Genomic DNA, 22,950 nt, shown 5'->3' with positions numbered 1-22,950 from the left:
CTCGCGGGCCATCGCCGTCGCCGTGGCGTGCTCTACACCAGCACCGGCTTGCGCACGCGGCCGGCGTCGCCGAACACGCGCAGGTAACGCTCGATCTCCGAGGGAAGGCCGGTCGCTTTCTCCGGATTGTCGGAGAGCTTGACGGCCGGATGGCCGTCCACCGACGAGACCTTGCAGACCAGCGAGATCGGATCGAGATCGAACGAGCCATCCGGCGTGCAGCCGACGAAGTCGTTGGTGAGGTTGGTGCCCCAGCCGAAGGAGAGCCGCACGCGACCGGCGAAGTGATGATAGGTCTCCTCGATCGAGCCGACGTCCATCGCGTCGGAAAAGACCAGGAGCTTGTCCTTGGGGTTGCGGCCCTTCTTCTGCCACCAGGCGACGATCTCCTCGCCGGCCTGGATCGGCGGCGCGCTGTCGGGGCGGAAGCCGGTCCAGTCGGCGACCCATTCCGGCGCATCGCGCAGGAAGGCCTTGGTGCCGAAGGCGTCGGGCAGCGCGATCAGGAGGTTGCCGCCATAGGTCTGGCGCCACTGGTCGAGAACCCGGTAAGGCGCCCAGCGCAATTCCTCGTCGTCCCTGGCGAGCGCGGCTGCGACCATCGGCAGCTCGTGTGCGTTCGTGCCGATCGCTTCGAGATCGTTGTCCATCGCGAGCAGCACGTTGGAGGTGCCGATGAAGGATGAGCCCAGGCCTTCCTTCACCGCCTCGACGCACCAGCGCTGCCAGAGGAAGCCGTGACGGCGGCGGGTGCCGAAGTCGGAGAGCCGCAAGTTCTCCAGCTTGCGCAGCCGCTCCACCTTGGTCCACAGCTTGGCCTTGGCGCGGGCATAGAGCACGTCGAGCTCGAAGCGGCCGCGGCCCTTCATCGCCGCGCGCGAGCGCAGCTCGTTGAGGATCGCAAGCGCCGGAATTTCCCACATCGTGGTGTGGGTCCAGGGGCCATGGAAATGCAGCTCGTACTGGCCTTCGACCTTGCGCAGCTCGTACTCAGGCAAACGGAATTCCGCCAGCCAGCGGATGAAGTCCGCCGAGAACATATGAGTCTTGCCGTAGAAGGTGTTACCGGCGAGCCAGATCAGCTCTTTCTTGCTGAAGCGGATGGTGCGGGCGTGGTCGAGCTGGGCGCGCAGCTCGCCCTCGTCGATGATCTCGGCGAGCCGCACATGGCGCGAGCGGTTGATGACCGAGAAGGTCACCTGCTGACTCGGGTAATCCTCCCGAATCATCTGTAACATCAATAGCTTGTAGAAGTCGGTATCAAGCAGGCTGCGGATGATGGGATCCAGCCGCCAGCTGTGATTGTAGGTCCGGCTCGCAATGTCGGTCACTGTCATGAGCGGATTTTAGCGCGGCTCCCCTTGCGCAACCAGTGGGTTTGGGAAGGGCAGTCTTGCAGACGACGGCACCTGACATCAGGACTTGATATCAGGGCTCGATGTCAGGGCTCGATATCGGGGCTCGATGTCAGGACTCGACGTCAGGACTTGCCGGCCGTCGCCGCGACGGCCTCGAGCTGGCTCCTGATCCAGCGGTGGGCCGGGTCTTTCTGGTAACGCTGGTGCCAGACCATGAACATCGGCAACTCGGCCAGGGTCCGCGCGCGGGACGCCAGCGGTATCGGCGTTTGTCCAAAGCCGCGCATCACGCCGGATGCGAGCAGGCTCGGCATGCTCGCAAGCATCTGCGAGCCGCGCAGGAACGACGGCACGCCGGAGAAGCTCGGCACCGAGATCGCGATGTCGCGATGGAGCCCGTTGGCTGCCAGCCGGCGATCGAAGTCGAGCCGCTCGTTGTCGGTATAGACCACGGTGATGTGACGCGCCGCGAGATAAGTGTTGCGGCTGGCCGGCGCGGCACGCGCCTTTGCGTCGTAGTAGCAGACGTAGTGATCCCTCAGCAGCCGTTTCTGCACGATGTCGACGCCGGATGGCGGCAGCGGGGTGATCAGGAGGTCGCAGCGGTTCTCGCGCAGCATCGCCGGCGAAGGCGATTGCGAGGGAATCACGCGCAGGTTCAAGCTCTTCACTTGTGCGGCGACGTGGTCGAAGAACCGTGGCAGCAACAGGTCGCGCTGGAAGTCGTTGGCGGCGATCGTCAGCGACAGCTGGGCCTGGGCCGGCGCGAAGCTGACGCCGCCGGCAAAGCTGCGCATCTCATCGATCAGCGCGCGTGCCTTGCCTGCCAGCGCCTGGGCATGAGCCGTCGCAACGATGCCACGGCCGGACTTGGCGAACAGCGGATCGCCCGCGATGCGCCGCAGCTTGTTCAGGGCGTGGCTGACCGCAGATTGCGTCAGGCCGAGCCGCGTGGCCGCCGCCGTCACCGAACCTTCCTCCAGCACGGCGAGGAACAGTTCGAGGGCGTGGCCGTCGAGAGCCAAATGATCGATTTTCTTCATGAAATATATTATAATCGATCTATTTATCTGTGGAATAGTCCGGCCCATGATCTCCCGATAAGCCGCGCCCGGACCTGGGCGCTTCAGGGAGAGACAACGCCGATGAATGTCCAGGCGCCAGCCTTGCAGGATCCCCGCCTCAACCGACCCGAGCCCTTTACGCCGCCGCTCGGCGACGGCGGCTTCTTTCAGCGCGACCGTTCCATTCATCCGCCGGCGCATGCGCCGGGGTACAAATCCTCGGTGCTGCGCTCGCCGCGCCAGGCGCTGCTGTCGCTGGAGAACTCGATCTCGGAGATCACCGGGCCGGTGTTCGGGCACAATGATCTCGGCCCGCTCGACAATGATCTGATCCGCAATTACGCCAAGGGCGGCGATCCGGTCGGCGAGCGCATCATCGTCCATGGCCGCGTGCTGGACGAGACCGGCCGCGGCGTTCCGAACACTCTGGTCGAGTTCTGGCAGGCCAATGCCGGCGGCCGCTACCGGCACAAGAAGGACACCTATGTGGCGCCGATCGACCCGAATTTCGGTGGCTGCGGCCGCGCGCTCACCGACGACACCGGCTACTACTACTTCCGCACCGTGAAGCCGGGGCCCTATCCCTGGCGCAACTACGTCAACAGCTGGCGCCCCGCTCACATCCATTTCTCGGTGTTCGGCTCGGGCTTTGCCCAGCGCTTGATCACGCAGATGTATTTCGAGGGCGATCCCCTGATCCCGGTCTGCCCGATCCTGACGACGATCCCGGACAAGGATGCACTCGACCGCCTGGTGGCGCCGCTCGACCTCAACGCCTCGACGCCGTTCGACTCGCTGGCCTACCGCTTCGACATCGTCCTGCGTGGCCAGCGCTCCACCTATTTCGAAAATCGCACCGCGGGGAACTAAAACCCATGCCGCAGCCGCTCAACTATCTCAAGGAAACCGCCTCGCAGACCGCCGGGCCCTACGTCCATATCGGCCTGATCCCGGCGATGGCCGGCTTCGACATCTTCGAGAAGAATTTCTCCAACGTGCTGGTGACGCCGAATACCAAGGGCGAACGCATCACGCTGGAGGGCAGGGTGCTCGACGGCGCCGGCACGCCGTTGCGCGACGTGCTGCTGGAGATCTGGCAGGCCAATGCGGCCGGCCGCTACAACCATCCGGCCGACCGTTCGGCCGGTGCGCTGGAGGAAGAGTTTCGCGGCTGGGGCCGCGCCGGCTCCGACTTCGACAGCGGCCTCGTCACCTTCGAGACCATCAAACCGGGCGCGATCACCGACAGGACTGGGCGCAAATGCGCGCCGCACGTCAATCTCTGGATCGTCGCGCGCGGCATCAATATCGGTCTCAACACGCGGCTCTATTTCTCGGACGAAGAGGCCGCCAATGCCGCCGATCCCGTGCTCAACCTGATCGAGCAGCCGGCCCGGCGCGCGACGCTGATCGCAAAGCGCAGCGAGCGTGCCGGCAAGATCGTGTACACCTTCACGATCAATCTGCAGGGGCCGGAGGAGACGGTGTTCTTCGACGTGTGAGTATCCTGCGGTCGTCTCGCAGGGTCACTCGACCCGGTCGTCGCGCTTGATCGCTCCGCGCGCGAGGAATTGCGGCGGCTGCCGCAACTCGCGCGATCCCGTGCGCTCGACCGGATCTCGTCCCAGCTTTGGTCTCAGTTCGGCCAAATCCATGAAGACGTCCGCCTGCCGGCGCAAGTCGTCGGCGACCATGGGGGGCTGAGTGGACAGTGTGGAGACGACCGTCACGCGGACACCGCGGCGTTGCAAGGCCTCAACCAGCGAACGGAAATCGCCATCGCCCGAGAACAACACGATCTGATCGACGTGCGGGGCGAGCTCCATCGCGCTTACGGCGAGGTCCACATCCATGCGGCCTTTCACCTTGCGGCGGCCGGTCGTGGCGTCGACGAATTCCTTGGTGAGCTTGGTGACGACGGTGTATCCGTTGTAGTCGAGCCAGTCGATCAACGGGCGGATCGACGAAAATTCCTGATCCTCGATGAGGGTCGTATAGTAGAAGGCCCGAAGCAGCGTACCTCGGCTTTGAAATTCGCCGAGCAGGCGTCTGTAATCGATGTCGAAGCCGAGCGCCTTGGCGGTGGCATAGAGATTGGCGCCGTCGATGAAGAGCGCGATCTTCCCAAACGAAGACATTATGCACAAATCCCCAGTTCGACACGAAAGCTGACCGTCCAGCCGGAATGGCTCGGTGTGTCGGCCGGAAAATACTGAAGGCGCCGATGGCTTGCCTAAAAAGCGGCGCAGACGACCGGACAGGGTTGGCCGCCTTGCGCCGAGGTTAGGGAGGTTCCATGCCACCAGCGCCAGGGCGCCGAATGCAGTCACGCTAAGGCGTTCGCATCCCCTGCTCAATTGTACGGAGGTAAAGGGCCTCTATCCAAAGGATGGGACGCCATATACGAAGGTAAGTGGCCGCGAAGACGCCGGATTGAGGCGGTCGGCGCGCACCGCGGCCTAGCAGGCTGTTGAAGAACTCAGCCGCGTTCGCAAACGAAGGCTGAATCGTCGCCATTGTGGATGTAGAAGTGGCCGACGAGCCTGCCCGCAGTGCCGATCATAGCCCATCCGCGACCGCAGGACGGATCATTCTCGTCGTGCCCTTCCCATGAGAACTCGGCGCAGGCCGATCCGTCGCGGGCGCCGTAGCGCACGTCCAGGAAGCCCTTGAGAGCCCCAAAGGCGATTTCGCCATCGGACTTGCCCTGGAAGGTGAGATGCGCCTCTTCGGCAAGATCGAGGAACTCGCTGTCCCAGACGTCCATCTCGACGATGCGCCAGCGGCCGACAAAGGCCTTGGCGAAGCCGGGCACCTTGGCCATCAGCCAGTCTCCGCAATCAGCTTCGGCAGCCGCACCAGATTGTAGGCGGCGGCAGCGAAGGTAAAGGCCCATGCGACGCGATCACGGCCACGGAAGCTGGTCTTCTCTTGCCCGGCAACCGTCTTGATCCAGCCGAATGCCTCCTCGATGCGCTTGCGGATGCGCTGACTGATGGCATAGCCGCCGTGCCGGGTCGTTCGTCCGTCAATCGCAGAACTACGGCCGCTGGTGTTCTGTGCAACATGCGGCGTCACGTTCATCGAGCGCAGTTCGTTGACGAAGTCTTCTGCATCGTAGGCTTTGTCGGCGCCAAGCGTGATCGCTGTCGGTCGGTCGGCACGAGGCTCGATCATGTGCAGCGCGGCCACCCGTTCGGCATGCCCGCCGGCCTGCGTCAGGCAGGCGTCGACCAGCAGGCCGTGGCGGTTCTCCATCAGCCCGTGCCCGATGAAGCACAGCTTCGTCTCCTTGCCTTTGCCCTTGCGGTAGAGCCTGGCGTCCGGATCGGTGGTCGAAGCATGGGTGTCATTCGAGCGTTTCTGGCCATGAAAGTCCGCTTCGGCATTGCGCCCGCCGCCTGGCGCTGGCGGCTCGCCGGAGCCGTCCTTCGGCTTGACGCTCTTCATCGAGGCCCAGGCCTCGATCAGCGTACCGTCGACCGAGAAGTGATCGCTCGACAGAAGCCTCTTCACCTTGGGCTGCGCCAGCACCGCCGCCAGGAACTTGGCCGCGATGTCGCCTTCCAGCAGCCGGTCGCGGTTCTTCGAGAACACCGAATGGTCCCAGGCTGCGTCGTCAACGCCGATTCCGACGAACCAGCGGAACAGCAGGTCGTATTCCAGTCGCTCCATCAGAAGCCGCTCCGAGCGGATCGAATAAAACGCCTGCAACAGCATCGCCCGCAGCAGCTTCTCCGGCGGGATCGACGGCCGCCCAATTGGCGAATAGAGCGCGGCAAACTCTCGCTCCAGCGCCGACAGCCCTTCGTTCACAATCGTCCGGATCGCTCGCAGCGGATGATTACGCCGCACCCGCGCCTCCAGGTCGACGTAGCTGAACAGTTCGCCCGTTCGATTGTCGCCGCCGCGCACGCACCATCTCCGAATCTCATCGGAGCCAATGAATCACGGTCGCCGGTCGGCGGCGAGCGCCTTTTTCAACAGCCTGCTAGTAGATTGCGACGCTTGGAGGTTTGGCTTCCGGGGCCTCAGCTTTCGCTGCCATGGAGCTGCGCGCGGAAGGCGCGCGGCGATACGCCCGTGGCTGCGGCGTAGACCCGGCTGAAATAGGCAGGATCCTCGAAGCCGAGCGCGTAGGCGATCGTCGAGACCGGCAGGTTGGTGTAGACGAGGTTGCGCCGCGCCTCGCGGATCAGGCGATTGAGGATGAGATGCGAGGCGGTGTCGCCGGTCGCCGCCCGCGTGATCCGGTTGAGATGCGTCGGGGACACCGACAGCGCCTTGGCATAATCGGCGACGCTCCAGCGCTCCAGGTGGTGCTGCTCCAGCAGTGCCTCGAAGCGGCGGAATAATCCGCTTTCTGCCGTACCGCTGCCGCCGCACTCGCCCGTGAGTGCGCGTGCCACGAGCCCGATCATGGCCGCCGACAGGGCGCGGAGCACGTGCGCACGGCCGAAATGGCGAGCGGCGTGTTCGGCGAAGATCTGCTTCATGATGGCGCGGATCTGCGGCGTGCCGCGCACCACGCCCGATTGCGACAGGACACCGCGCAGGCCCTCGGCCGAGAGCAACGCCTCATCCAGAATCTCCGCCGCGATCGTCAGTACCCAGCCCTGGGTACCGGGCACGAAGCGGAAGCCATGGACGTGGCCGACAGGCACGTTGACGATCTGCATCGGCCTCAAGGGCACCAGGCGCCCGTCGAGTGTCGCCTCGCCGCCGCCGCGCTCGATCAGCAGCACCTGGTGCAGCCGGGCATGGCGGTGCACGGCCAGCGTCCAGTCGTGCAGCACCGAGCGGGACGCGATCGTCTCGCAATGCACGACATCCGGCAGATCGCCGGACTCGCCGAACAGATTGTAGACCCGGATCGGCGGAGCAGGGGCGGCATTCTTCATGTTCGAATAGTACAAGACAATGACGAAACCCTCCATCGGTTTGCGGCGCCGATTCTGCAAAAAAGTACCGACGGGAGGATGCAAAAATGAAAGTTCAGGTCTGTATCATCGGCGGCGGGCCGTCCGGGCTGCTGCTGTCCCAGCTGCTGCACCTCAAGGGCATCGATACGGTCGTGCTGGAGAAATACAGCCGCGATCACGTGCTGGCCCGGATCCGCGCCGGCGTGCTCGAGCACGGCTTTGCGAAACTGATGCGCGAGGCGCAATGCGGCGAGCGGATGGACCGCGAGGGCGAGATCCATCGTGGGTTCGAGATCGCCCACGACGGCATGCTGTCCCATATCGACCTGCACAAGCATTCCGGCGGCAATTCGGTGCTGGTCTACGGCCAGACCGAGCTGACGCGGGACCTCTACGAGGCCCGCGACAGGCTCGGCGGCAAGGTCGTGCACAACGCCGAGGATGTGACCCCGCACGATCTGACATCCGACCGGCCCTATGTGACGTATCGCTCGAACGATGAAACGATCCGCGTCGATTGCGACTACATCGTCGGCGCCGACGGCTTCCATGGCGTCAGCCGCAAGTCGATCCCGAAGGACGTGCTGCGTGAATATGAAAAGGTCTATCCGTTCGGCTGGCTGGGGGTGCTGTCGCGCACGAAACCGGTGTCGCCCGAGCTGATCTATGTGAAGCACGCGCGCGGCTTTGCGCTCTGCTCCCTGCGCTCGCAGGTGCTCAGCCGCTACTACATCCAGGTGCCGCTGACCGACAAGGTGGAGGACTGGAGCGACGATGCGTTCTGGGCCGAGCTGAAGCGCCGCCTGCCGGAGGAGGTCGCGGGCCGCCTGATCACGGGGCCGTCGATCGAGAAGAGCATCGCGCCACTGCGCAGCTTCGTCGCCGAGCCGATGAGCTATGGCCGGCTCTTCCTCGCCGGCGATGCCGCCCACATCGTGCCGCCGACCGGCGCGCGCGGCCTGAACAGCGCCGCCTCCGACATCTACTATCTCTACCATGCCATGCTCGCGCACTATCAGCACGGCGACGATTCCGGCCTCAAAGGCTATTCCGCCAAGGCGCTGGCGCGGATCTGGAAGGCGCAGCGCTTCTCCTGGTGGATGACGATGCTGCTGCACCGCTTCCCCGACCGGATCGAATATGAGGATCGGCTGCAACAGACGGAGCTGGACTATCTGCTCTCGTCCGAGACAGCGCAGCGCCTGCTCGCGGAGAATTACGTGGGCCTGCCGTTCTAGGGAGCGCTCTCGCAAGATGCATGCTGCCATCCCTTCTTCCCTTGTGTGAGAGGGTGGCGCGAAGCGCCGGATGAGGGGTTCTGCGCTACTTCCCTTCCAGAATATTGACCGGTGTCCAATCCGACGGCGGTGGACTTGCCGCAAGCGCTCTCGCGCGTTTTTCGAACAATGCCGACGCCGGATCGGTCTCTGCCGTCTTTCCGAACGCATCCGCCGCCTTCGCAAACTCCCTTGCCCGCCAGCACGTCAGCCCCTCCGCATACGCGGCGGCGACCTTCGCCTGCGTGGCGGTCTCCGCGCCCATCTCCGCCAGCGGCTCGAACACCCTGATCGCCTCGCCGCGTCCCATCACCCTGATGGCATCGAGCTCGCGCCAGGCGAAGGTGTCGCCGGTCTGCGCGACCGTCGCCTCCGATGCCATGATCGCGATTCCGTAATATTTGTTGGCGCCTTCGAGCCGCGAGGCGACGTTCACGGTGTCGCTCATCACGGTGTAGTTGAAGCGGCGCCGCGAGCCGATGTTGCCGACCACGGCTTCGCCGCTGTTGAGCCCGATGCGATGCGACAGGCCGTGGCCGGCGAACGCGGGATGGCCGGCATTGAGCTCCGCCAGCTTCCCGTGGCACTTCAGTGCGGCACGCACCGCGTTGCGCGCGTGCGCGGGATCGTCGGCGGGCGCGCCGAACATGGCGACGATGGAATCGCCGATATATTTGTCGACGTAACCGCTATGACCCTCGATGATGTCGGTCATGGCGGAGAGATATTCATTCATCAGCGTGACCAGCTCACCGGGCGTCATCGTCTCTGCGATCGAGGAGAAACCGCTGAGGTCGGAGAAGAACATGGTGACATTGCGCATCTCGCCGCCGAGCGCCGGCATCTTGCCGGAGGCGACCATCGTCTCGATCACTTCAGGCGCGAGATAGAGCGCAAAGCTCTTGCGCAGGAAACGCTCGTCGCGGTCGGCCAGCACGAAGCGATAGCCGGTCATCATGGCGAGCGCGGCAAGGCTCGCGAGCGCAGGCTCGGTCAGCGGCAGTGCCAGCGCATGCACGAACACGCCGACGGCCGCGGCCGTGTAAACGGCGGTGAGGGCGAGCCAGGCGATCACCGCACCGAAAGGCGCGAGCATGCAAGCCGCGCAGGCGATGATCGCTGCGAACGCAAATGTGAGAATGGTCCGCATGGGAGAGCCGAGCTCGGTCACGGCGTCCTGCTCGATCAGGTTGCGGACCACAGTGGCATGCACGAACACGCCTGCAACGTCGCTGCGGGTCTTCGCGGTGCTGGCAGGGGCGGGCAGCGCGCATCGCGACCCCGGCGAGCCGTCATATCCGCCCGACAGCCGCATCGAGGTGAGCTTGCGATCCTCGAAATTGAGGATGGTGCCGAGCAGCACGACCTTGCCCTCGAAGGCGCGGCGGAAGAAATCACGGTCGCCTTTCTCGACGCAGGCGCGCAGGTCGGCGAATGAATAGGCCGGGACGTCGCGGCCGAGGCCGCGGAAGTTGAGCGTGAGCGTGTTGGGCACCGCGCTGGGGACGGCATAGCCCGACAAGTTCGTCATTCCGGTCGGTCCGATCTCAGGCTTGGCACCGAGGGCGCGCGCGGCGAGCTCGACCGCCATTGCAGGCGCCGGCTGGCCCGCAATGGAAAAGCTCAGCGGCATCCGCCGGATGACGTCGTCACTGTCGGTATGGACGTTGAGCGCGCGGATGTTGTTCTTCACCGCCAGTTGCTGCGCGCGGTCGGGCCTGTCCGGATGGTCGTTGCTGAGAATCTCGCCGAGCACGAGCTTGCCGCTGTCGGAAAGTCGCCGGAGCGCAATCAGATAGTCCCGGTCAAATCCCTTCATGCGCGCGCCGAGCGGCGCCTCGCCAAAGGGAATCTCGGACTGCTCGATCGAGCTCGGAAAGATGACGTCGAAGCCGATCACCTTGGCGCCGCCCTCAGCGATGCTCCCGAGCACCCGGCCGATCTCGCGCGTCCAGGTCTGCGTCGGCGACCCCTTGAAGGGTGGCGTGTCGTAGGTCTCCCCGTCGATCGCCACCACGACGACGGGTGATGTCGCGGGATCGCGGCGATCGCCAATGATCTTGCCGCGCAGCGCCGTGAGGATGTCGAGGGAGAGACCTTGCAGCGTCTCAAGCGGGGGCGACGTGAAGACCCCGCCCGCAAGGAGCGCGATCAGGATCGCCGCAACCATATCCCGCCTGCCGATCCGCCGCATCGCGCCTTCGCCAGGCTTCCTATTCGAGACGCAGCAGGCGGCCGATGATCGGGGTCAGCGAGGAGGTGGCGCTCGCGTCGATCTGGAAGGTGTAGCGCTTGGCACCGAGAATGGCGAGATAGCTGCCGCCCGGCGTCAGTGCCTTCCCGGCCTTGGCGAAATCATAGAACTTGCCGCCGATCATGGCATCGCCCTTGAGCGGCACGCTGATCGTGGGCTCCTTGCCGTCGGTACGCTCGATCACCAGCGTGCTGCCGGCCTTGGCTTGCACCAGCGGCGAGACGCCGTAGAGCGTCGGCAGCTTGGCCGGCATCCCCTTCGCGTCCGACCGCATGGTGCGGAAGGTCGTTGCGGCACTCTGGTTCGCCTCGCGCTCGGACAGTTTTGCCGCATTGGTATCGCAGGGCACCTTTTCCCGCTTGACCTCGCCGAGCTGCACGGTGCTCTGCTCGGCGCCGACCAGGACGACACCCTCGCTGATGGTCTCGCGCTGGCAGGATTTGAGGTAGCTGAGCGTGATGCTCGCCTTGGGCCCGAGCTTGATGATCTTGCCCGGCGCCACATAGTCCATGAACGCGACGCCATCGACCTTGCCCTGGACGTCCTCGACGATCGCGGCAGGAGTCTCCGCCAAAGCAGGGGCCGCAACAAAAAACGCGCCGACACAGGCGCCGATCAGGCATTTCATGGGAATTCTCATCTAATTCGACGATGCTCTGGTGCCCCGTCCTGGTTCGATGCCTAGCAGCAGGGCGCCGGGGCAAGTGTGACCAGAATCACTCTTAGCTGTTGGTGCCACTCTAGCAGGAACAGGTTCAAACCGGCGACCGCAGAAAAATGAAGCCGCGGCAAGATGTTCGCGAACTGATCATGTCAGGCGGTCGGCCTCGGCCGATTGGCCGGACGGCTCTCCGCCGCACCCTCCATAGCTGGAACGAGAGGGGACTCGATCCTCTGAAAGGAGGTCGTCCGCTGACCGGCGGCGATCTCGATCACCTCGTCCCAGCGCGACAAGAAAGCCTCGACGCAGGCGGGATCGAACTGCCGGCCCGCGTTCTCAGCGAGGTAAGTCCGCGCCACCTCGAGCGGCATCGGCTCCTTATATGGCCGCCGCGTCGTCAGGGCGTCGAAGACGTCGGCGACTGCGACCACGCGCGCGGCGACCGGGATTTCATCCGCCTTGAGGCCGTTCGGATAGCCCGCGCCGTCCCAGCGCTCGTGATGTCCCGCGGCAATCTGCGCACCGAGCCGGATCAGCTCGCAGCCGGAATCGGCCAGGATTCGCTCGCCGATCGTCGCGTGCGTCCGGATCACCGCCATCTCCTCGTCGGTGAGCTTGCCTGGCTTGAGCAGGATATTGTCGGGAATGGCGACCTTGCCGACGTCGTGCAGCGGCGCGGCGAGATAGATGTCGCGGCAGAGCCGGGCCGGCAGGCCGAGCTGCTCGGCGATGATGCGGCTGTAGCGGGCGACCCGCAGCGTATGCTCGCCGGTGTCGTTGTCGCGGTATTCGACCGCGAGCGCGAGCCGCAGGATGATCTCCTCCTCGCGCTCGCCGAGCTTTCGTGTCGCGGCCGCGACTTCGCTGGCCAGGTGCGCGGCGCGATCGTTGAGCTTGCGCACGGCTGCACCGAGCTGAATCAAATTCCGCAGGCGCACCGTCATCTCGACGCTTTGCGGCGCCTTGGGCAGGAAATCGGTTGCACCGGCCTGCAGCGCTTCCATCTTGACGTCATCGGTCTGTCGCGAGGTGATCATCGCGATCGGAATGTCGGAGCAGCCGGCCAAGGTCCGGAAGACACGGATGAAGCTGATGCCGTCCATATGCGGCATCTCATAGTCGACCAGCACCAGATCGAAGACGCGCTCCTGCGCGCAGGCCAGCGCCTCCACGGGATCGAGGAAGGCGGCGGCCTCGACCAGACCTTCGGCCTCGATGTGACGTTTCAGGAAGTTGAGGACGGAGCGACTGTCATCAACCAGGAGCGCTTGGGTCAGCATCGGCGGCCGGGGCTCTCTTGGCTGGCAAAGGCACGGCCTCTTGCATACCCCGCACGATTTAACGCGAAGCAAATGCATCGTGCAGATACGCGGCGATGGACATGCGCACCTTGCATGAGATTTCGCCACGCTATGCACGGTTGCAGGCATTCGCGCGAAGTCTTTGGGAATGTGACCCGTAGTTGTACGGAGTCCTCCGTTAGGGGTTTGCTCATCTGATTCGCGTCAAACGTGTATTAGAAGTTTCGCAAAGGCGGGGCAGCGATGGCGCTCAATCCCACGGAGCCGAAGTGGTCGTTACGGTTGCCCGCCGACTGCAGCATTGCGGCCATTCGCAGCGTCTACGACCTCGTTCGCGAGGCGTTCGGCCGCCAGGAGCGGCTCGAGATCGACTGTTCGAGCGTCGATAAGGCCGACGTGACCTCGATCCAGCTTCTGCTGTCGACCACCAAGACGGGCGAGGCCCAGGGCCGCCCGGTGGTCCTGACCTCCTTCTCCCAGTCTCTGCGCAACACCCTGCGCCGCGCCGGCTTCGCCAGCGATGCGCTGATCGATCAGCATTTCCCGCAAAAGAAAGATGGCATCTAATGGCCACGATTCTGACCGTCGACGACTCCCCCAGTATCCGGCAAATGATCAAGGTCGTGCTCGAGCCGGCCGGTCACAACGTGATCGAGGCCGGCGACGGCGCGCAAGGGCTCGCCAAGGCGCAAGCGGGCAAGCTCGACCTCGTCATCACCGACCTCAACATGCCCGTCATGAATGGACTGGAGCTGATCCGGGCACTGCGCAAGCTGCCGAGCGCGGTCGGCATGCCCATCGTGTTCCTGACCACCGAATCCAACGATGCCGTAAAGCAGGAGGCCAAGAGCGCCGGCGCCACCGGCTGGATCACCAAGCCGTTCAAGCCCGAGCAGTTGCTCGCGGTGGTTGGCAAGCTGGTGCGCACATGAGCGCAATGGACCCGGCCGAGGTCTTCCGTCAGGAAGCCAGCGAGCTCTTCGAAGTTCTTGAAGGGGCCTTGCTCGATCTCGGCCAGTGTCCCGACGACCGCGAGCTGGTCGATTCCGCCTTCCGCGCCCTGCATACGATCAAGGGATCGGGCGCCATGTTCGGCTTCGACAAGGTCGCCTCCTTCACCCACGAATTCGAGACCGCCTTCGACCGCGTCAGGAAGGGCGAAATCAAACCGACGCAGGAGCTGATCTCGGTCGCGCTCGCCGCCAAGGACTACATCCGCGCGTTGATCGAGGACCCGCAGTCGACCGATGACATCATCGGCGAAGCCATCCTCGACGACCTCAAGCGCTTCGTCTCCGCCGACAAGCCTGCCGCTCCGGTCGTCGAGGCACCGCTGCTGTCTCCACCCGAGAGCAAGCAGGCCGGCTGGCACCTGTATCTGGAGTTCGATTCCCATATCCTGCGCAACGGCTCGAATCCGCTCGATCTGTTGGAAGATCTCTGCAAGCTCGGTCCCTGCTTCGTCGTGCCCGTCACCGACGGCATCCCGTTCCTCGACGAGATGGAGCCGGAAGACTGCTATCTGAAGTGGGACGTCAAGCTGCACGCCGCCTGCACCAAGGACGCCATCGATGACGTCTTCATGTTCGTCCAGGACGAGATGAAGTTGACGCTCTCGCCTTTGCAGCGTGTCGAAGCGCCCGCGCCGGTCCCGTTGTTTCAGCTGTCCGAGGAAGAGCCGGTGATCGCCGAGATGGCTGCGCCGGTGGTGGAGGCTGTTGCCGAGCAGCCCGTCGCAAGGGCGGAACCCCAATCTGAGGCCAAGCCGGAGACGAAGCCGGAGACGAAGCCGGAGATCAAGCGCGAGGCGGCACCCGCGCGCCGCGAGGACGGAAAGCAAGAGCGTGGCATCGCCACGGTTCGCGTCCAGGCCGAGCGCCTCGACGAGCTGATGGACCGGGTCGGCGAGCTCGTCATCGCCCAGGCGCGGCTGACCCAGCTCGCCGCCTCCGGCTCCGACCTCTCGATCAAGATGATCGCCGAGGAGATCGAGCGCCTTGCGTCCTCCTTGCGCGACACCACGATGGGCGCGCGCATGGTGCCGATCGGCTCGTTGTTCGGCCGCTTCCGCCGCCTCGTGCACGATCTGTCGCGCGACCTGTCCAAGCCGGTCGAATTCGTCACCTCGGGCGAGGATACCGAGCTCGACAAGACCATGATCGAGTGCCTCGCCGATCCGCTGGTGCACCTGATCCGCAACGCCATCGATCACGGCATCGAAGATACCGCGACGCGCGCCGCCAACGGCAAGACCGAGCAGGGCCGGATCGAGCTTGCCGCGGTGCATTCGGGCGCGCAGGTGCTGGTCACGGTGAAGGACAATGGCGGCGGTCTCAACACCGCGCGCATCCGCGCGAAGGCGGAAGAGCAGGGGCTGATCGCGGCCGGCGCCGTGCTGACCGACCATGAGATCCATCAATTCCTGTTCCACCCGGGCTTCTCGACGGCGCAGACCATCTCGGCGCTGTCCGGCCGCGGCGTCGGCATGGACGTGGTCAAGCGCACCATCGAGAACATGCGCGGCTCGATCGACCTGTCGACCAGGCCCAGCCAGGGCACCACCGTGACGCTGCGCCTGCCGCTCACGCTCGCGATCATCGAAGGCCTGCTCATCCGCGTCGGCGAAGGCCGCTACATCATCCCGCTTTCGGCGGTCGAGGAATGCGTCGAGCTGACGGCCGAGGACGAGCGCTCGCGCGGCCGCAACTTCCTCAACGTGCGCGGCAACCTCGTGCCCTTCTTGCGCTTGCGCGAGCTCATGGCCGCATCCGGTGCGCCCGACCAGCACCAGAAGACGATCATCATCTCGACCGGCGAGACCCGCGTCGGCCTCGTCGCCGACCAGATCATCGGCAACCACCAGACCGTGATCAAGTCGCTGTCCAAGCTGCATTCGGACGTCACGATCTTCTCCGGCGCGACGATCCTGGGTGACGGCACGGCGGCGCTGATCCTCGACGTCGCGCAGCTGGTCTCGCTGGCGCAGTCGAAGTTCGAGAAGCAGCATATCAACGAGGCGGCGTGATGAACGGCGGGTTGGCGGGCGAGCAGCAGTCGAGTGCGATGCAGGTCGTGATGATCGGCCTCGGCGAGGAGAAGTTCGCGCTGGACGCGGGCCTCGTGCGCGAGATCATCGATCCCGTTCCCGTGACCCAGGTTGCGGGCGCGCGAGCCTTCGTTCCCAGCGTGATCAACGTGCGCGGCAACGTCATTCCGCTCGCGGATCTGCGCATCCGTTTCGGCATGCCGCAGCTCGACAACTCCGCCGACACCCGCATCGTCGTGATCGAAATCGAGATCGATAACGAACCGGTGCTGGTCGGCGTGACCGCGGACAAGGTTTACGAGGTCACGGAGATCTCGCAGGCCGATGTGCAGCAGACGCCGCGTGTCGGCATGCACTGGAAGCCTGAGTTCATTCGTTTTATCGCGAAGTGGCGTGAAGAGTTCGTTATCGTTCCCAACATGGAACGCATTTTGAATTGAGAGCGGTCTCGAGAAGGCCGGTAAATTAGGGGCTCGATATGCGATTCACGATCAAGGCAAAGCTGGCTTGCGCGTTTGGTGCGATCATCGTGCTTTCGGGACTCACGGGTGGACTGGCTTTTCTGAAGCTTTCGGATCAGGTCGAGGTCTCCGCGGATTTCGTGGTGCGCGCGGCGCGCATCGACAGGGCCGGCGAGCTGCAAAACAACGTGCTCTATCAGACCCGGGCGGAGCGCGACATCATCCTCGCGTCCACGGACGCGGAGATGCAGAAGCTGGCCGATGAGATCAAGAAGTATCGCGCCGAGGTGAGTCGTCTTCTTACCGAGATCAAGGCGACCGCTTCTGACGTCGGCAAGCACCTGCTCGACAAGTTCTCGGCGTCTTACGACAAGATGAATGCCGGAGAGGACGTCATCGTCGGGCTCGCGATGAAGAATTCGAACTATCGGGGCGGCCAGCTGTGGACCACCGACGCGATGCCGATTCTGAAGCATTGGAACGACTCGCTCGATGCGTCTCTCGCCGAGCTGAATCGCCTGCCGCCTTCCGCCGAGAAGAACAGCGCCGTTCTGGCGATCCATGCCATCAGGCTCGAAGGTGTCCGCCTGCAGCGGCAGGTCGCCTTGTCGTTCTCGGCCTCCAGCGTCGAGGAGCTGAATGCCGCGATCAAGTCAATCAGCGAAGGAGACGAAGCGCTCAAGGCGGCAACCAAGCAGGCCGTCGCCCCCCTCACCGCGGCCGGCGTGTCGCCCGCGAGCTTTGTGGCTCAGACGGATCGCCTCGTCAATGTCGTCTCCCGCGTGGCGGAAATCGTGAAGGAGGGCGGTAATATCAGGGCAACCACGCTTGCCGCGACCGAAGGGAAGGCGAACGCTATGGACGCGATCGCAACCTCGGGCGAGTACATCACGCTGGTCAAGAAGCAGATGGCGGAGATGTCCGCGGAGTCGGTGCAGAATGCCGCTCGCGCAAAGATCATGTTGGTCAGCGTCATCGGATTGTCACTCCTGCTTGGCGTAGGATCGGCAGTCATGATGGCACTCAGCATCAGCCACGGCTTGTCGCGCGCGGTCAGCCTCGCCGGCGCGGTCGCCAATGGCGATCTGAGCCAGACGATCGCCGTCAAGAGCAACGATGAGATCGGAGATCTCGTCCGTTCTCTCAACGTCATGGTCGAGAAGCTTCGTCAGGTCGTGTCCGAAGCTCTCACCGCGGCCCAGAACGTATCTGCCGGCAGCCAGGAGCTTTCCGCCAGCGCCGAGCAGCTGTCGCAGGGTGCGACGGAGCAGGCTTCCTCGGCGGAAGAAGCTTCGTCTTCCATGGAGGAAATGGCGTCCAACGTGAAGCAGAACGCCGACAACGCCAACCAGACGGAGAAGATTGCCGCACAGTCGGCGCGCGATGCCGAATCCAGCGGCAGCGCTGTCGGTCGGGCCGTTCAGGCAATGCAGACCATCGCCGAAAAGATCACGATCGTTCAGGAGATCGCGCGGCAGACCGACCTGCTCGCGCTCAACGCTGCCGTCGAAGCCGCCCGTGCCGGTGAGCACGGCAAGGGCTTTGCGGTGGTCGCCTCCGAAGTGCGCAAACTCGCCGAGCGCAGCCAGGCCGCCGCCGCCGAGATCGGCACCTTGTCGAGCGAAACAGTCAAGGTTGCCCAGGAGGCCGGAGAGATGCTCTCCAAGCTGGTGCCCGACATCAAGAAAACGGCGGAGCTCGTTCAGGAGATCACCGCGGCCTGTCGCGAGCAGGACGTCGGCTCGGCCCAGATCAACCAGGCGATCCAGCAACTCGACAAGGTCGGCCAGCAGAACGCCAGCGCATCAGAGCAGGTCTCCTCGACCTCCGAGGAGTTGGCCTCCCAGGCCGAGCAGTTGCAGTCGACGATCTCGTTCTTCCGTATCGATGACGCTGCGCGCGGAGCGAAGGCCGCACCTCAGGAGATCGACCGGGCCGTTGGACAGCTCCGCGCCCAGGCGGCGAAGATGGCGGCGGTCGATCGCCGCGGCAAGGCGCCCGCTGCCAAACCGGCCCGAGCCCTGAAGGTTGCCGGCGCGGGAGGCGGCTTCGCCTTCGACATGGATGCTGGCGGCGACGATCGCGACGCGGAGTTTCAACGCTGACTGGCTGGTCCGAACGGGCCTCTCCCAACATCGAATGGACGCACCATGGCCGCAACCTCGCAATACCTGACGCTCGGTCTCGCCGGCGAGACGTTCGGCATCAGCATTCGCAACGTCCGGGAGATCCTGGATATGCGGCCGATCTCGCGGCTGCCGCATGCGCCGAGCTTCCTGCTGGGCATGATCGACGTGCGCGGCAGCGGCTATCCGATCGTCGATCTCAGGACCAAGCTCGGCTTGCCAAGCGTCTCGGCCACCGAGGCGACGCGCATCATCATCCTCGACGTGCCGATGAAGGACCGCCTGGTCGGCGTCGGCTTCGTCGCGGATTGCGTGTTCGAGGTCACCGACATCGACGAACAGGCGATCGAGCCCGTGCCGGAGGTCGGCGGCAAATGGCAGTCTGACTATGCGGCCGGTATCGGGCGCAAGGGCGAAAAGTTTGTCATCATCTTTGATCTCGCCAAACTGATGGCGAAGGACGAGTTCCCGGACGGGCGCGATACTGCCGTGGACGCGTCCCGCGCCGCCTGAGTTTGTTCGGTTTAGGCGTTATCGAGCGTACGCAGCTCCATTCGAACCAAAAGGGATTGAGATGAGATTCACCGTCAAAGCCAAGCTGGCCAGCGCATTCGGTGTGGTCATCCTGCTGTCCATGATCGCCGGCGGGGTCGGTTACATGAAGCTGTCCGATATGGTCGGCACCACCGAGGCTCTGGTCGCTCGCGCGAATCGCATGGAAAAGGCGTCCGAGCTCAAGGAAGGCATCCTGCTCCAGCTTCGCGCGGAGAAGAACTCGATCCTCGCATCGGACGCCGAATACGATCAATTCGTCGCCGACCTCGCCAAGACCCGCGAACAGCTCGCAAAGTCCAAGGACGAGATCTATGCAGCCGCCAGCGAAGGCGGCAAGAAGCTGATGGATGGCTTCTCCGCCGCCTATGGCAGGATGAACGCTTACCAGGACGAAACGGTCAGGCTGGCGAAGACCGACAAGGCCAGGGCGATGGACCGCTCGATGCATGACGGCCGCAAGGTCGTCGCCGATGCGCTCGAAGCGGCCAATGCCTACATCAACAACGTCAAGAAGAACATGGCCGAGCAGGTCGAGCAGGCCAGGCAGGATGGCTCGCGCGCCGAGCTGCTGTTGATGATCCTGGTCATCGCTTCGCTCCTGATCGCGGCGGTGGCCGCCGTCTTGATCGCACTCAACATCAGCCGGTCGCTGGGGCAGGCCGTCGGCCTTGCCGATGCGGTGGCGATCGGCGATCTCAGCCAAAAGATCGAATCCTCCAGCGACGACGAGATCGGTGATCTCATCAAGTCGCTGAACGCGATGACGGTGAATCTGAATGCCACCGCGGCGGTCGCCAACGAGATCGCACGAGGCAATCTCACGATCGAAGCCAAGCCGCTGTCGGACAAGGACACGCTCGGCCTCGCGCTCGAACGCATGGTGGAGAAGCTCCGGCAGATCGTATCGGAGGCGCTGACGGCGGCGCAGAACGTCTCTGCCGGCAGCCAGGAGCTCTCCGCGAGCGCCGAGCAGCTCTCGCAGGGCGCAGCCGAACAGGCCTCGTCCGCCGAGGAAGCTTCTTCATCGATGGAGGAGATGGCCTCGAACGTGAAGCAGAACGCCGACAACGCCAACCAGACCGAGAAGATCGCCGCGCAGTCCGCCAAGGACGCCGAGGCCAGCGGCGCCGCCGTGGGCCGCGCCGTCAACGCGATGCAGACCATCGCCGAGAAGATCACGATCGTGCAGGAGATTGCGCGCCAGACCGACCTGCTCGCGCTCAACGCGGCGGTCGAGGCCGCGCGCGCCGGCGAGCACGGCAAGGGCTTTGCGGTGGTCGCCTCCGAGGTGCGCAAGCTCGCCGAGCGCAGCCAGGCGGCCGCCGCCGAGATCGGCACGCTCTCGGCCGACACCGTCAAGGTGGCGCAGGAGGCGGGCTCGATGCTCGCCAAGCTCGTTCCTGACATCAAGAAGACGGCCGAGCTGGTCGAGGAGATCACTGCGGCCTGCCGCGAGCAGGACGTCGGTTCGGCACAGATCAACCAGGCGATCCAGCAGCTCGACAAGGTCGGCCAGCAGAACGCCAGCGCCTCCGAGCAGGTGTCCTCGACCTCGGAGGAGCTCGCCTCGCAGGCCGAACAGCTGCAGTCCACCATCGCCTATTTCCGCATCGAACAGGGCGCAAAGAGCCAGGCGCCCGCGCCGATCGACCGGGCGGTCAGCCAGCTGCGGGCCAAGGCGGCCTCCATGGCGGCGGCTGAACGACCGGCCAAGAAGCCGCAGGCCAAGCCGGTACGCGCCGCAAAGGTCGCCGGCGGCGGCTTCACTTTCGACATGAATGACGGCGAGGACGACCGCGACGCCGATTTCCAGCGCTAGGCCCCCGCGAGGCTCCTGCGGACCGGTCCGTTCGGTGACCCGTCCGCCTTCAGCGGTGACGTGAACACGTGGGATTCAACATGGCCAGGATGACCCGACATTCAGTGCAGGCGGCCGTTACGAAGCAGGGTCGTCATCCATGATGCCCGCCATGCCGGATACGGCCGTGCATCTGTCCGACCGCCACTTCCGGACCATCGCCGAATTGATCGAGAGCCAGGTCGGCATCAAGCTGCCGCAGGGCAAGCGGCTGATGCTGGAGGGGCGGCTGCACAAGCGCGTGCGCGCGCTGAACTTCGCCGGTCTCAATGAATATGTCGAGAACCTGTTCGAGGCGGATCTGTTCGAGACCGAGCTTACTCATCTCATCGACGTGGTGACGACCAACAAGACCGATTTTTTCCGCGAGCCGCAGCACTTCACCTTCATGAGGGACGTCGCGGTCCCTGCTCTGCTCAAGTCGCATGGACGGAAGAATGCGAACCTGAAGATCTGGAGCTCCGCGAGCTCCACCGGCATGGAAGCCTACACGACCGCCATGGTGCTGGACGACATGACGCGGAACGGCTCGCGCTTCCAGTACCGCATCCTCGGCACCGACATCTCGACCGCGGTGCTGCGCCTCGCCAGGACGGCGATCTACACCCGCGATGTGCTCGCCCCGGTGCCGGAGCCATTCGCAAAACGATATTTCTCGTCGTCGCGGGACAGGTCGCGCGGCGAAGTGCGGATCGTGCCCGAGTTACGGCGCATGACACACTTCATGAGGATGAACCTCATGGACAAGTCCTATCCCGTCGATCGCGACGTCGATATCATCTTCTGCCGCAACGTCCTGATCTATTTCGAGCGCGAGACCCAGCGCAAGGTGGTCGAGCAATTGTGCGGCCATTTGCGTCCGGGCGGCTACCTGCTGGTCGGGCATTCGGAATCGATGATTCACAGTACCGTGCCTGGGCTGAAGCAGGTTCAGCCAACCATCTTCCAGGTCTAGCCGGAGCGCAACCACGATGCCGAGGGGGAAAGTTCGCGTGCTGATCGTGGACGATTCGGCGTCGGTGCGCCAAATCCTGCAGACGATCCTTTCCGAAGACCCTGATATCGAGGTGATGGCGACCGCCTCCGATCCTTTCGCCGCGGCGCGCCGGCTCGAGAAGGAGTTGCCCGATGTCATCATTCTCGACCTCGAAATGCCGCGCATGGACGGCATGACGTTCCTGCGCAAGATCATGGCGCAACGTCCGATCCCGGTGATCATCTGCTCCTCGCTCACCGAGGAGGGCTCCAACGTGATGTTCGAGGCGTTCGAGGCGGGTGCGGTCGACATCGTGCCGAAGCCGAAGATCGACACGCGGCAGGCGCTGCTCGAATGCTCCACGCGGTTGCGCGAGGCCGTGAAATCGGCCGCCCGCGCCCGGGTGCGTCCGCGCGCGGAGCGTCGGGAGATCGAGAAGAAGCTGACTGCCGATGCCATCATCCCGCCGCCGGTACAGGGCAAGGTCCGGCCGACCACCGAGCGCATCGTTTGCATCGGCGCCTCGACGGGCGGCACCGAAGCCCTCAACGACGTCCTCGAGATGCTGCCGGCCCACTGTCCGCCGATCGTTATCGTCCAGCACATGCCGGCAGGCTTTACCGCGGCCTTTGCCAGGCGTCTCGACAGCGTCTGCCAGATCCGGGTCAAGGAGGCCGAGGACGGTGAGCCGGTGCTGCCGGGTTGTGCCTATATCGCGCCGGGCGCCCGCCACATGCTGCTCCAGCGCATCGGTCTGCGCTACCAGATCGCGATCAAGGACGGACCGCCGGTGTCCCGGCATCGTCCGTCGGTGGACGTGTTGTTCCGCTCGGCCGCCCAGCATGCCGGCGCCAACGCACTCGGCGTGATCATGACCGGCATGGGCGATGACGGTGCGCGCGGCATGCTGGAGATGCGCAAGCTCGGCGCCGCGACGCGGGCGCAGGACGAAGAGAGCTGCGTGGTGTTCGGCATGCCCAAGGAAGCCATCGCCCATGGCGGCGTCGAGAAGGTCGTTTCGCTGCACCACATCCCGCGCGAGATCATGCTCTGGTATCAGGCCGGGCATCCAGCGGTGGCGGGCTGATGGC

The 22,950-nt window shown here is 64.5% G+C and carries 21 protein-coding genes; 12 read left to right on the top strand and 9 right to left on the bottom strand.

Annotated elements, in window-relative coordinates; translation table 11 throughout:
• Nucleotides 1-32 precede the first annotated feature (32 nt).
• Nucleotides 33-1,337, bottom strand: a complete 1,305-nt coding sequence (gene pncB, locus BRAD3257_RS31190) for a nicotinate phosphoribosyltransferase (protein WP_122405073.1) — start codon at nucleotides 1,335-1,337, stop codon at nucleotides 33-35.
• 143 nt (nucleotides 1,338-1,480) lie between these two features.
• A complete protein-coding gene (locus tag BRAD3257_RS31185) occupies nucleotides 1,481-2,401 on the bottom strand; it encodes a LysR family transcriptional regulator (RefSeq protein WP_162500420.1) in 921 nt (306 codons plus the stop codon).
• Between the two features lie 102 nt (nucleotides 2,402-2,503).
• On the opposite strand from BRAD3257_RS31185, the gene pcaH reads away from it, so the two are divergent.
• Both pcaH and pcaG read left to right on the top strand, forming a co-directional pair.
• Nucleotides 2,504-3,292, top strand: a complete 789-nt coding sequence (pcaH, locus tag BRAD3257_RS31180) for a protocatechuate 3,4-dioxygenase subunit beta (protein ID WP_122405071.1) — start codon at nucleotides 2,504-2,506, stop codon at nucleotides 3,290-3,292.
• A gap of 5 nt (nucleotides 3,293-3,297) precedes the next feature.
• Nucleotides 3,298-3,924, top strand: a complete 627-nt coding sequence (gene pcaG, locus BRAD3257_RS31175) for a protocatechuate 3,4-dioxygenase subunit alpha (protein WP_122405070.1) — start codon at nucleotides 3,298-3,300, stop codon at nucleotides 3,922-3,924.
• A gap of 24 nt (nucleotides 3,925-3,948) precedes the next feature.
• Here pcaG and BRAD3257_RS31170 read toward each other — a convergent pair whose 3' ends face one another.
• The 4 genes from BRAD3257_RS31170 to BRAD3257_RS31155 all read right to left on the bottom strand — a co-directional run bounded on the left by BRAD3257_RS31170 (nucleotide 3,949) and on the right by BRAD3257_RS31155 (nucleotide 7,359).
• Nucleotides 3,949-4,560 (bottom strand): LabA-like NYN domain-containing protein, encoded by a 612-nt coding sequence (locus BRAD3257_RS31170; protein WP_122405069.1) that lies wholly within the window; start codon nucleotides 4,558-4,560, stop codon nucleotides 3,949-3,951.
• Nucleotides 4,561-4,901: 341 nt separating this feature from the next.
• Nucleotides 4,902-5,246 (bottom strand): hypothetical protein, encoded by a 345-nt coding sequence (locus BRAD3257_RS31165; RefSeq protein WP_122402509.1) that lies wholly within the window; start codon nucleotides 5,244-5,246, stop codon nucleotides 4,902-4,904.
• Nucleotides 5,246-6,337, bottom strand: coding sequence for an IS5 family transposase (locus BRAD3257_RS31160; protein WP_122402508.1), 1,092 nt, complete (start codon nucleotides 6,335-6,337; stop codon nucleotides 5,246-5,248). Before BRAD3257_RS31160 ends, BRAD3257_RS31165 begins: the two co-directional genes overlap by 1 nt.
• 116 nt (nucleotides 6,338-6,453) lie before the next feature.
• Nucleotides 6,454-7,359 (bottom strand): helix-turn-helix domain-containing protein, encoded by a 906-nt coding sequence (locus BRAD3257_RS31155; RefSeq protein WP_122405068.1) that lies wholly within the window; start codon nucleotides 7,357-7,359, stop codon nucleotides 6,454-6,456.
• A 50-nt stretch (nucleotides 7,360-7,409) separates the two neighbouring features.
• On the opposite strand from BRAD3257_RS31155, the gene pobA reads away from it, so the two are divergent.
• A complete protein-coding gene (gene pobA / locus BRAD3257_RS31150; RefSeq protein ID WP_122405067.1) occupies nucleotides 7,410-8,582 on the top strand; it encodes a 4-hydroxybenzoate 3-monooxygenase in 1,173 nt (390 codons plus the stop codon).
• An 85-nt stretch (nucleotides 8,583-8,667) separates the two neighbouring features.
• Here pobA and BRAD3257_RS31145 read toward each other — a convergent pair whose 3' ends face one another.
• The 3 genes from BRAD3257_RS31145 to BRAD3257_RS31135 form a co-directional block, all read right to left on the bottom strand.
• Nucleotides 8,668-10,815: an adenylate/guanylate cyclase domain-containing protein gene (locus BRAD3257_RS31145; protein WP_122405066.1), complete on the bottom strand. Its 2,148-nt coding sequence runs from the start codon at nucleotides 10,813-10,815 to the stop codon at nucleotides 8,668-8,670.
• Nucleotides 10,816-10,834: 19 nt separating this feature from the next.
• Nucleotides 10,835-11,503, bottom strand: coding sequence for a hypothetical protein (locus BRAD3257_RS31140; RefSeq protein WP_162500419.1), 669 nt, complete (start codon nucleotides 11,501-11,503; stop codon nucleotides 10,835-10,837).
• A 185-nt stretch (nucleotides 11,504-11,688) separates the two neighbouring features.
• On the bottom strand, nucleotides 11,689-12,816 hold the full coding sequence (locus BRAD3257_RS31135; RefSeq protein ID WP_122405064.1) for an HD domain-containing phosphohydrolase: 1,128 nt from the start codon (nucleotides 12,814-12,816) through the stop codon (nucleotides 11,689-11,691).
• A gap of 264 nt (nucleotides 12,817-13,080) precedes the next feature.
• Between BRAD3257_RS31135 and BRAD3257_RS31130 the strand changes: the two genes are divergently transcribed.
• From BRAD3257_RS31130 to BRAD3257_RS31090, 9 genes are all read left to right on the top strand, one after another.
• Nucleotides 13,081-13,404: an STAS domain-containing protein gene (locus BRAD3257_RS31130; protein ID WP_122405063.1), complete on the top strand. Its 324-nt coding sequence runs from the start codon at nucleotides 13,081-13,083 to the stop codon at nucleotides 13,402-13,404.
• A complete protein-coding gene (locus BRAD3257_RS31125) occupies nucleotides 13,404-13,769 on the top strand; it encodes a response regulator (RefSeq protein ID WP_122405062.1) in 366 nt (121 codons plus the stop codon). The genes BRAD3257_RS31130 and BRAD3257_RS31125 overlap by 1 nt, the downstream gene beginning before the upstream one ends.
• A complete protein-coding gene (locus tag BRAD3257_RS31120) occupies nucleotides 13,766-15,862 on the top strand; it encodes a chemotaxis protein CheA (RefSeq protein ID WP_122405061.1) in 2,097 nt (698 codons plus the stop codon). Before BRAD3257_RS31125 ends, BRAD3257_RS31120 begins: the two co-directional genes overlap by 4 nt.
• A complete protein-coding gene (locus tag BRAD3257_RS31115; RefSeq protein ID WP_162500418.1) occupies nucleotides 15,862-16,323 on the top strand; it encodes a chemotaxis protein CheW in 462 nt (153 codons plus the stop codon). The genes BRAD3257_RS31120 and BRAD3257_RS31115 overlap by 1 nt, the downstream gene beginning before the upstream one ends.
• A 38-nt stretch (nucleotides 16,324-16,361) precedes the next feature.
• Nucleotides 16,362-18,449: a HAMP domain-containing methyl-accepting chemotaxis protein gene (locus BRAD3257_RS31110; RefSeq protein WP_122405059.1), complete on the top strand. Its 2,088-nt coding sequence runs from the start codon at nucleotides 16,362-16,364 to the stop codon at nucleotides 18,447-18,449.
• 45 nt (nucleotides 18,450-18,494) lie between these two features.
• Nucleotides 18,495-18,983 carry a chemotaxis protein CheW gene (locus BRAD3257_RS31105; protein ID WP_122405058.1) on the top strand — a complete coding sequence of 163 codons (489 nt, stop codon included), beginning with the start codon at nucleotides 18,495-18,497 and terminating at the stop codon, nucleotides 18,981-18,983.
• 61 nt (nucleotides 18,984-19,044) lie between these two features.
• Nucleotides 19,045-20,844: a methyl-accepting chemotaxis protein gene (locus BRAD3257_RS31100; RefSeq protein ID WP_122405057.1), complete on the top strand. Its 1,800-nt coding sequence runs from the start codon at nucleotides 19,045-19,047 to the stop codon at nucleotides 20,842-20,844.
• A 139-nt stretch (nucleotides 20,845-20,983) separates the two neighbouring features.
• Nucleotides 20,984-21,838, top strand: a complete 855-nt coding sequence (locus BRAD3257_RS31095; protein WP_122405056.1) for a CheR family methyltransferase — start codon at nucleotides 20,984-20,986, stop codon at nucleotides 21,836-21,838.
• Between the two features lie 16 nt (nucleotides 21,839-21,854).
• Nucleotides 21,855-22,946 (top strand): protein-glutamate methylesterase/protein-glutamine glutaminase, encoded by a 1,092-nt coding sequence (locus BRAD3257_RS31090; RefSeq protein WP_122405055.1) that lies wholly within the window; start codon nucleotides 21,855-21,857, stop codon nucleotides 22,944-22,946.
• Nucleotides 22,947-22,950: the final 4 nt, after the last annotated feature.

The sequence above is a fragment of the Bradyrhizobium vignae genome, from assembly GCF_900324035.1.
GTDB lineage: Bacteria > Pseudomonadota > Alphaproteobacteria > Rhizobiales > Xanthobacteraceae > Bradyrhizobium > Bradyrhizobium vignae.
This window is presented reverse-complemented; position numbering and strand designations above follow the sequence as displayed.

Excerpts from the sequence above, each read along its gene's own strand:
- pcaH (WP_122405071.1), top strand. The coding sequence starts at position 2,504 with ATGAATGTCCAGGCGCCAGCCTTGCAGGATCCCCGCCTCAACCGACCC.
- BRAD3257_RS31155 (WP_122405068.1), bottom strand. The coding sequence starts at position 7,359 with ATGGAGGGTTTCGTCATTGTCTTGTACTATTCGAACATGAAGAATGCC.
- BRAD3257_RS31100 (WP_122405057.1), top strand. The coding sequence starts at position 19,045 with ATGAGATTCACCGTCAAAGCCAAGCTGGCCAGCGCATTCGGTGTGGTC.
- BRAD3257_RS31090 (WP_122405055.1), top strand. The coding sequence starts at position 21,855 with ATGCCGAGGGGGAAAGTTCGCGTGCTGATCGTGGACGATTCGGCGTCG.
- pcaG (WP_122405070.1), top strand. The coding sequence starts at position 3,298 with ATGCCGCAGCCGCTCAACTATCTCAAGGAAACCGCCTCGCAGACCGCC.
- pobA (WP_122405067.1), top strand. The coding sequence starts at position 7,410 with ATGAAAGTTCAGGTCTGTATCATCGGCGGCGGGCCGTCCGGGCTGCTG.
- BRAD3257_RS31140 (WP_162500419.1), bottom strand. The coding sequence starts at position 11,503 with ATGAAATGCCTGATCGGCGCCTGTGTCGGCGCGTTTTTTGTTGCGGCC.
- BRAD3257_RS31165 (WP_122402509.1), bottom strand. The coding sequence starts at position 5,246 with ATGGCCAAGGTGCCCGGCTTCGCCAAGGCCTTTGTCGGCCGCTGGCGC.
- BRAD3257_RS31115 (WP_162500418.1), top strand. The coding sequence starts at position 15,862 with ATGAACGGCGGGTTGGCGGGCGAGCAGCAGTCGAGTGCGATGCAGGTC.
- BRAD3257_RS31125 (WP_122405062.1), top strand. The coding sequence starts at position 13,404 with ATGGCCACGATTCTGACCGTCGACGACTCCCCCAGTATCCGGCAAATG.
- BRAD3257_RS31130 (WP_122405063.1), top strand. The coding sequence starts at position 13,081 with ATGGCGCTCAATCCCACGGAGCCGAAGTGGTCGTTACGGTTGCCCGCC.
- BRAD3257_RS31110 (WP_122405059.1), top strand. The coding sequence starts at position 16,362 with ATGCGATTCACGATCAAGGCAAAGCTGGCTTGCGCGTTTGGTGCGATC.
- pncB (WP_122405073.1), bottom strand. The coding sequence starts at position 1,337 with ATGACAGTGACCGACATTGCGAGCCGGACCTACAATCACAGCTGGCGG.
- BRAD3257_RS31185 (WP_162500420.1), bottom strand. The coding sequence starts at position 2,401 with ATGAAGAAAATCGATCATTTGGCTCTCGACGGCCACGCCCTCGAACTG.
- BRAD3257_RS31105 (WP_122405058.1), top strand. The coding sequence starts at position 18,495 with ATGGCCGCAACCTCGCAATACCTGACGCTCGGTCTCGCCGGCGAGACG.
- BRAD3257_RS31095 (WP_122405056.1), top strand. The coding sequence starts at position 20,984 with ATGATGCCCGCCATGCCGGATACGGCCGTGCATCTGTCCGACCGCCAC.
- BRAD3257_RS31170 (WP_122405069.1), bottom strand. The coding sequence starts at position 4,560 with ATGTCTTCGTTTGGGAAGATCGCGCTCTTCATCGACGGCGCCAATCTC.
- BRAD3257_RS31120 (WP_122405061.1), top strand. The coding sequence starts at position 13,766 with ATGAGCGCAATGGACCCGGCCGAGGTCTTCCGTCAGGAAGCCAGCGAG.
- BRAD3257_RS31135 (WP_122405064.1), bottom strand. The coding sequence starts at position 12,816 with ATGCTGACCCAAGCGCTCCTGGTTGATGACAGTCGCTCCGTCCTCAAC.
- BRAD3257_RS31145 (WP_122405066.1), bottom strand. The coding sequence starts at position 10,815 with ATGCGGCGGATCGGCAGGCGGGATATGGTTGCGGCGATCCTGATCGCG.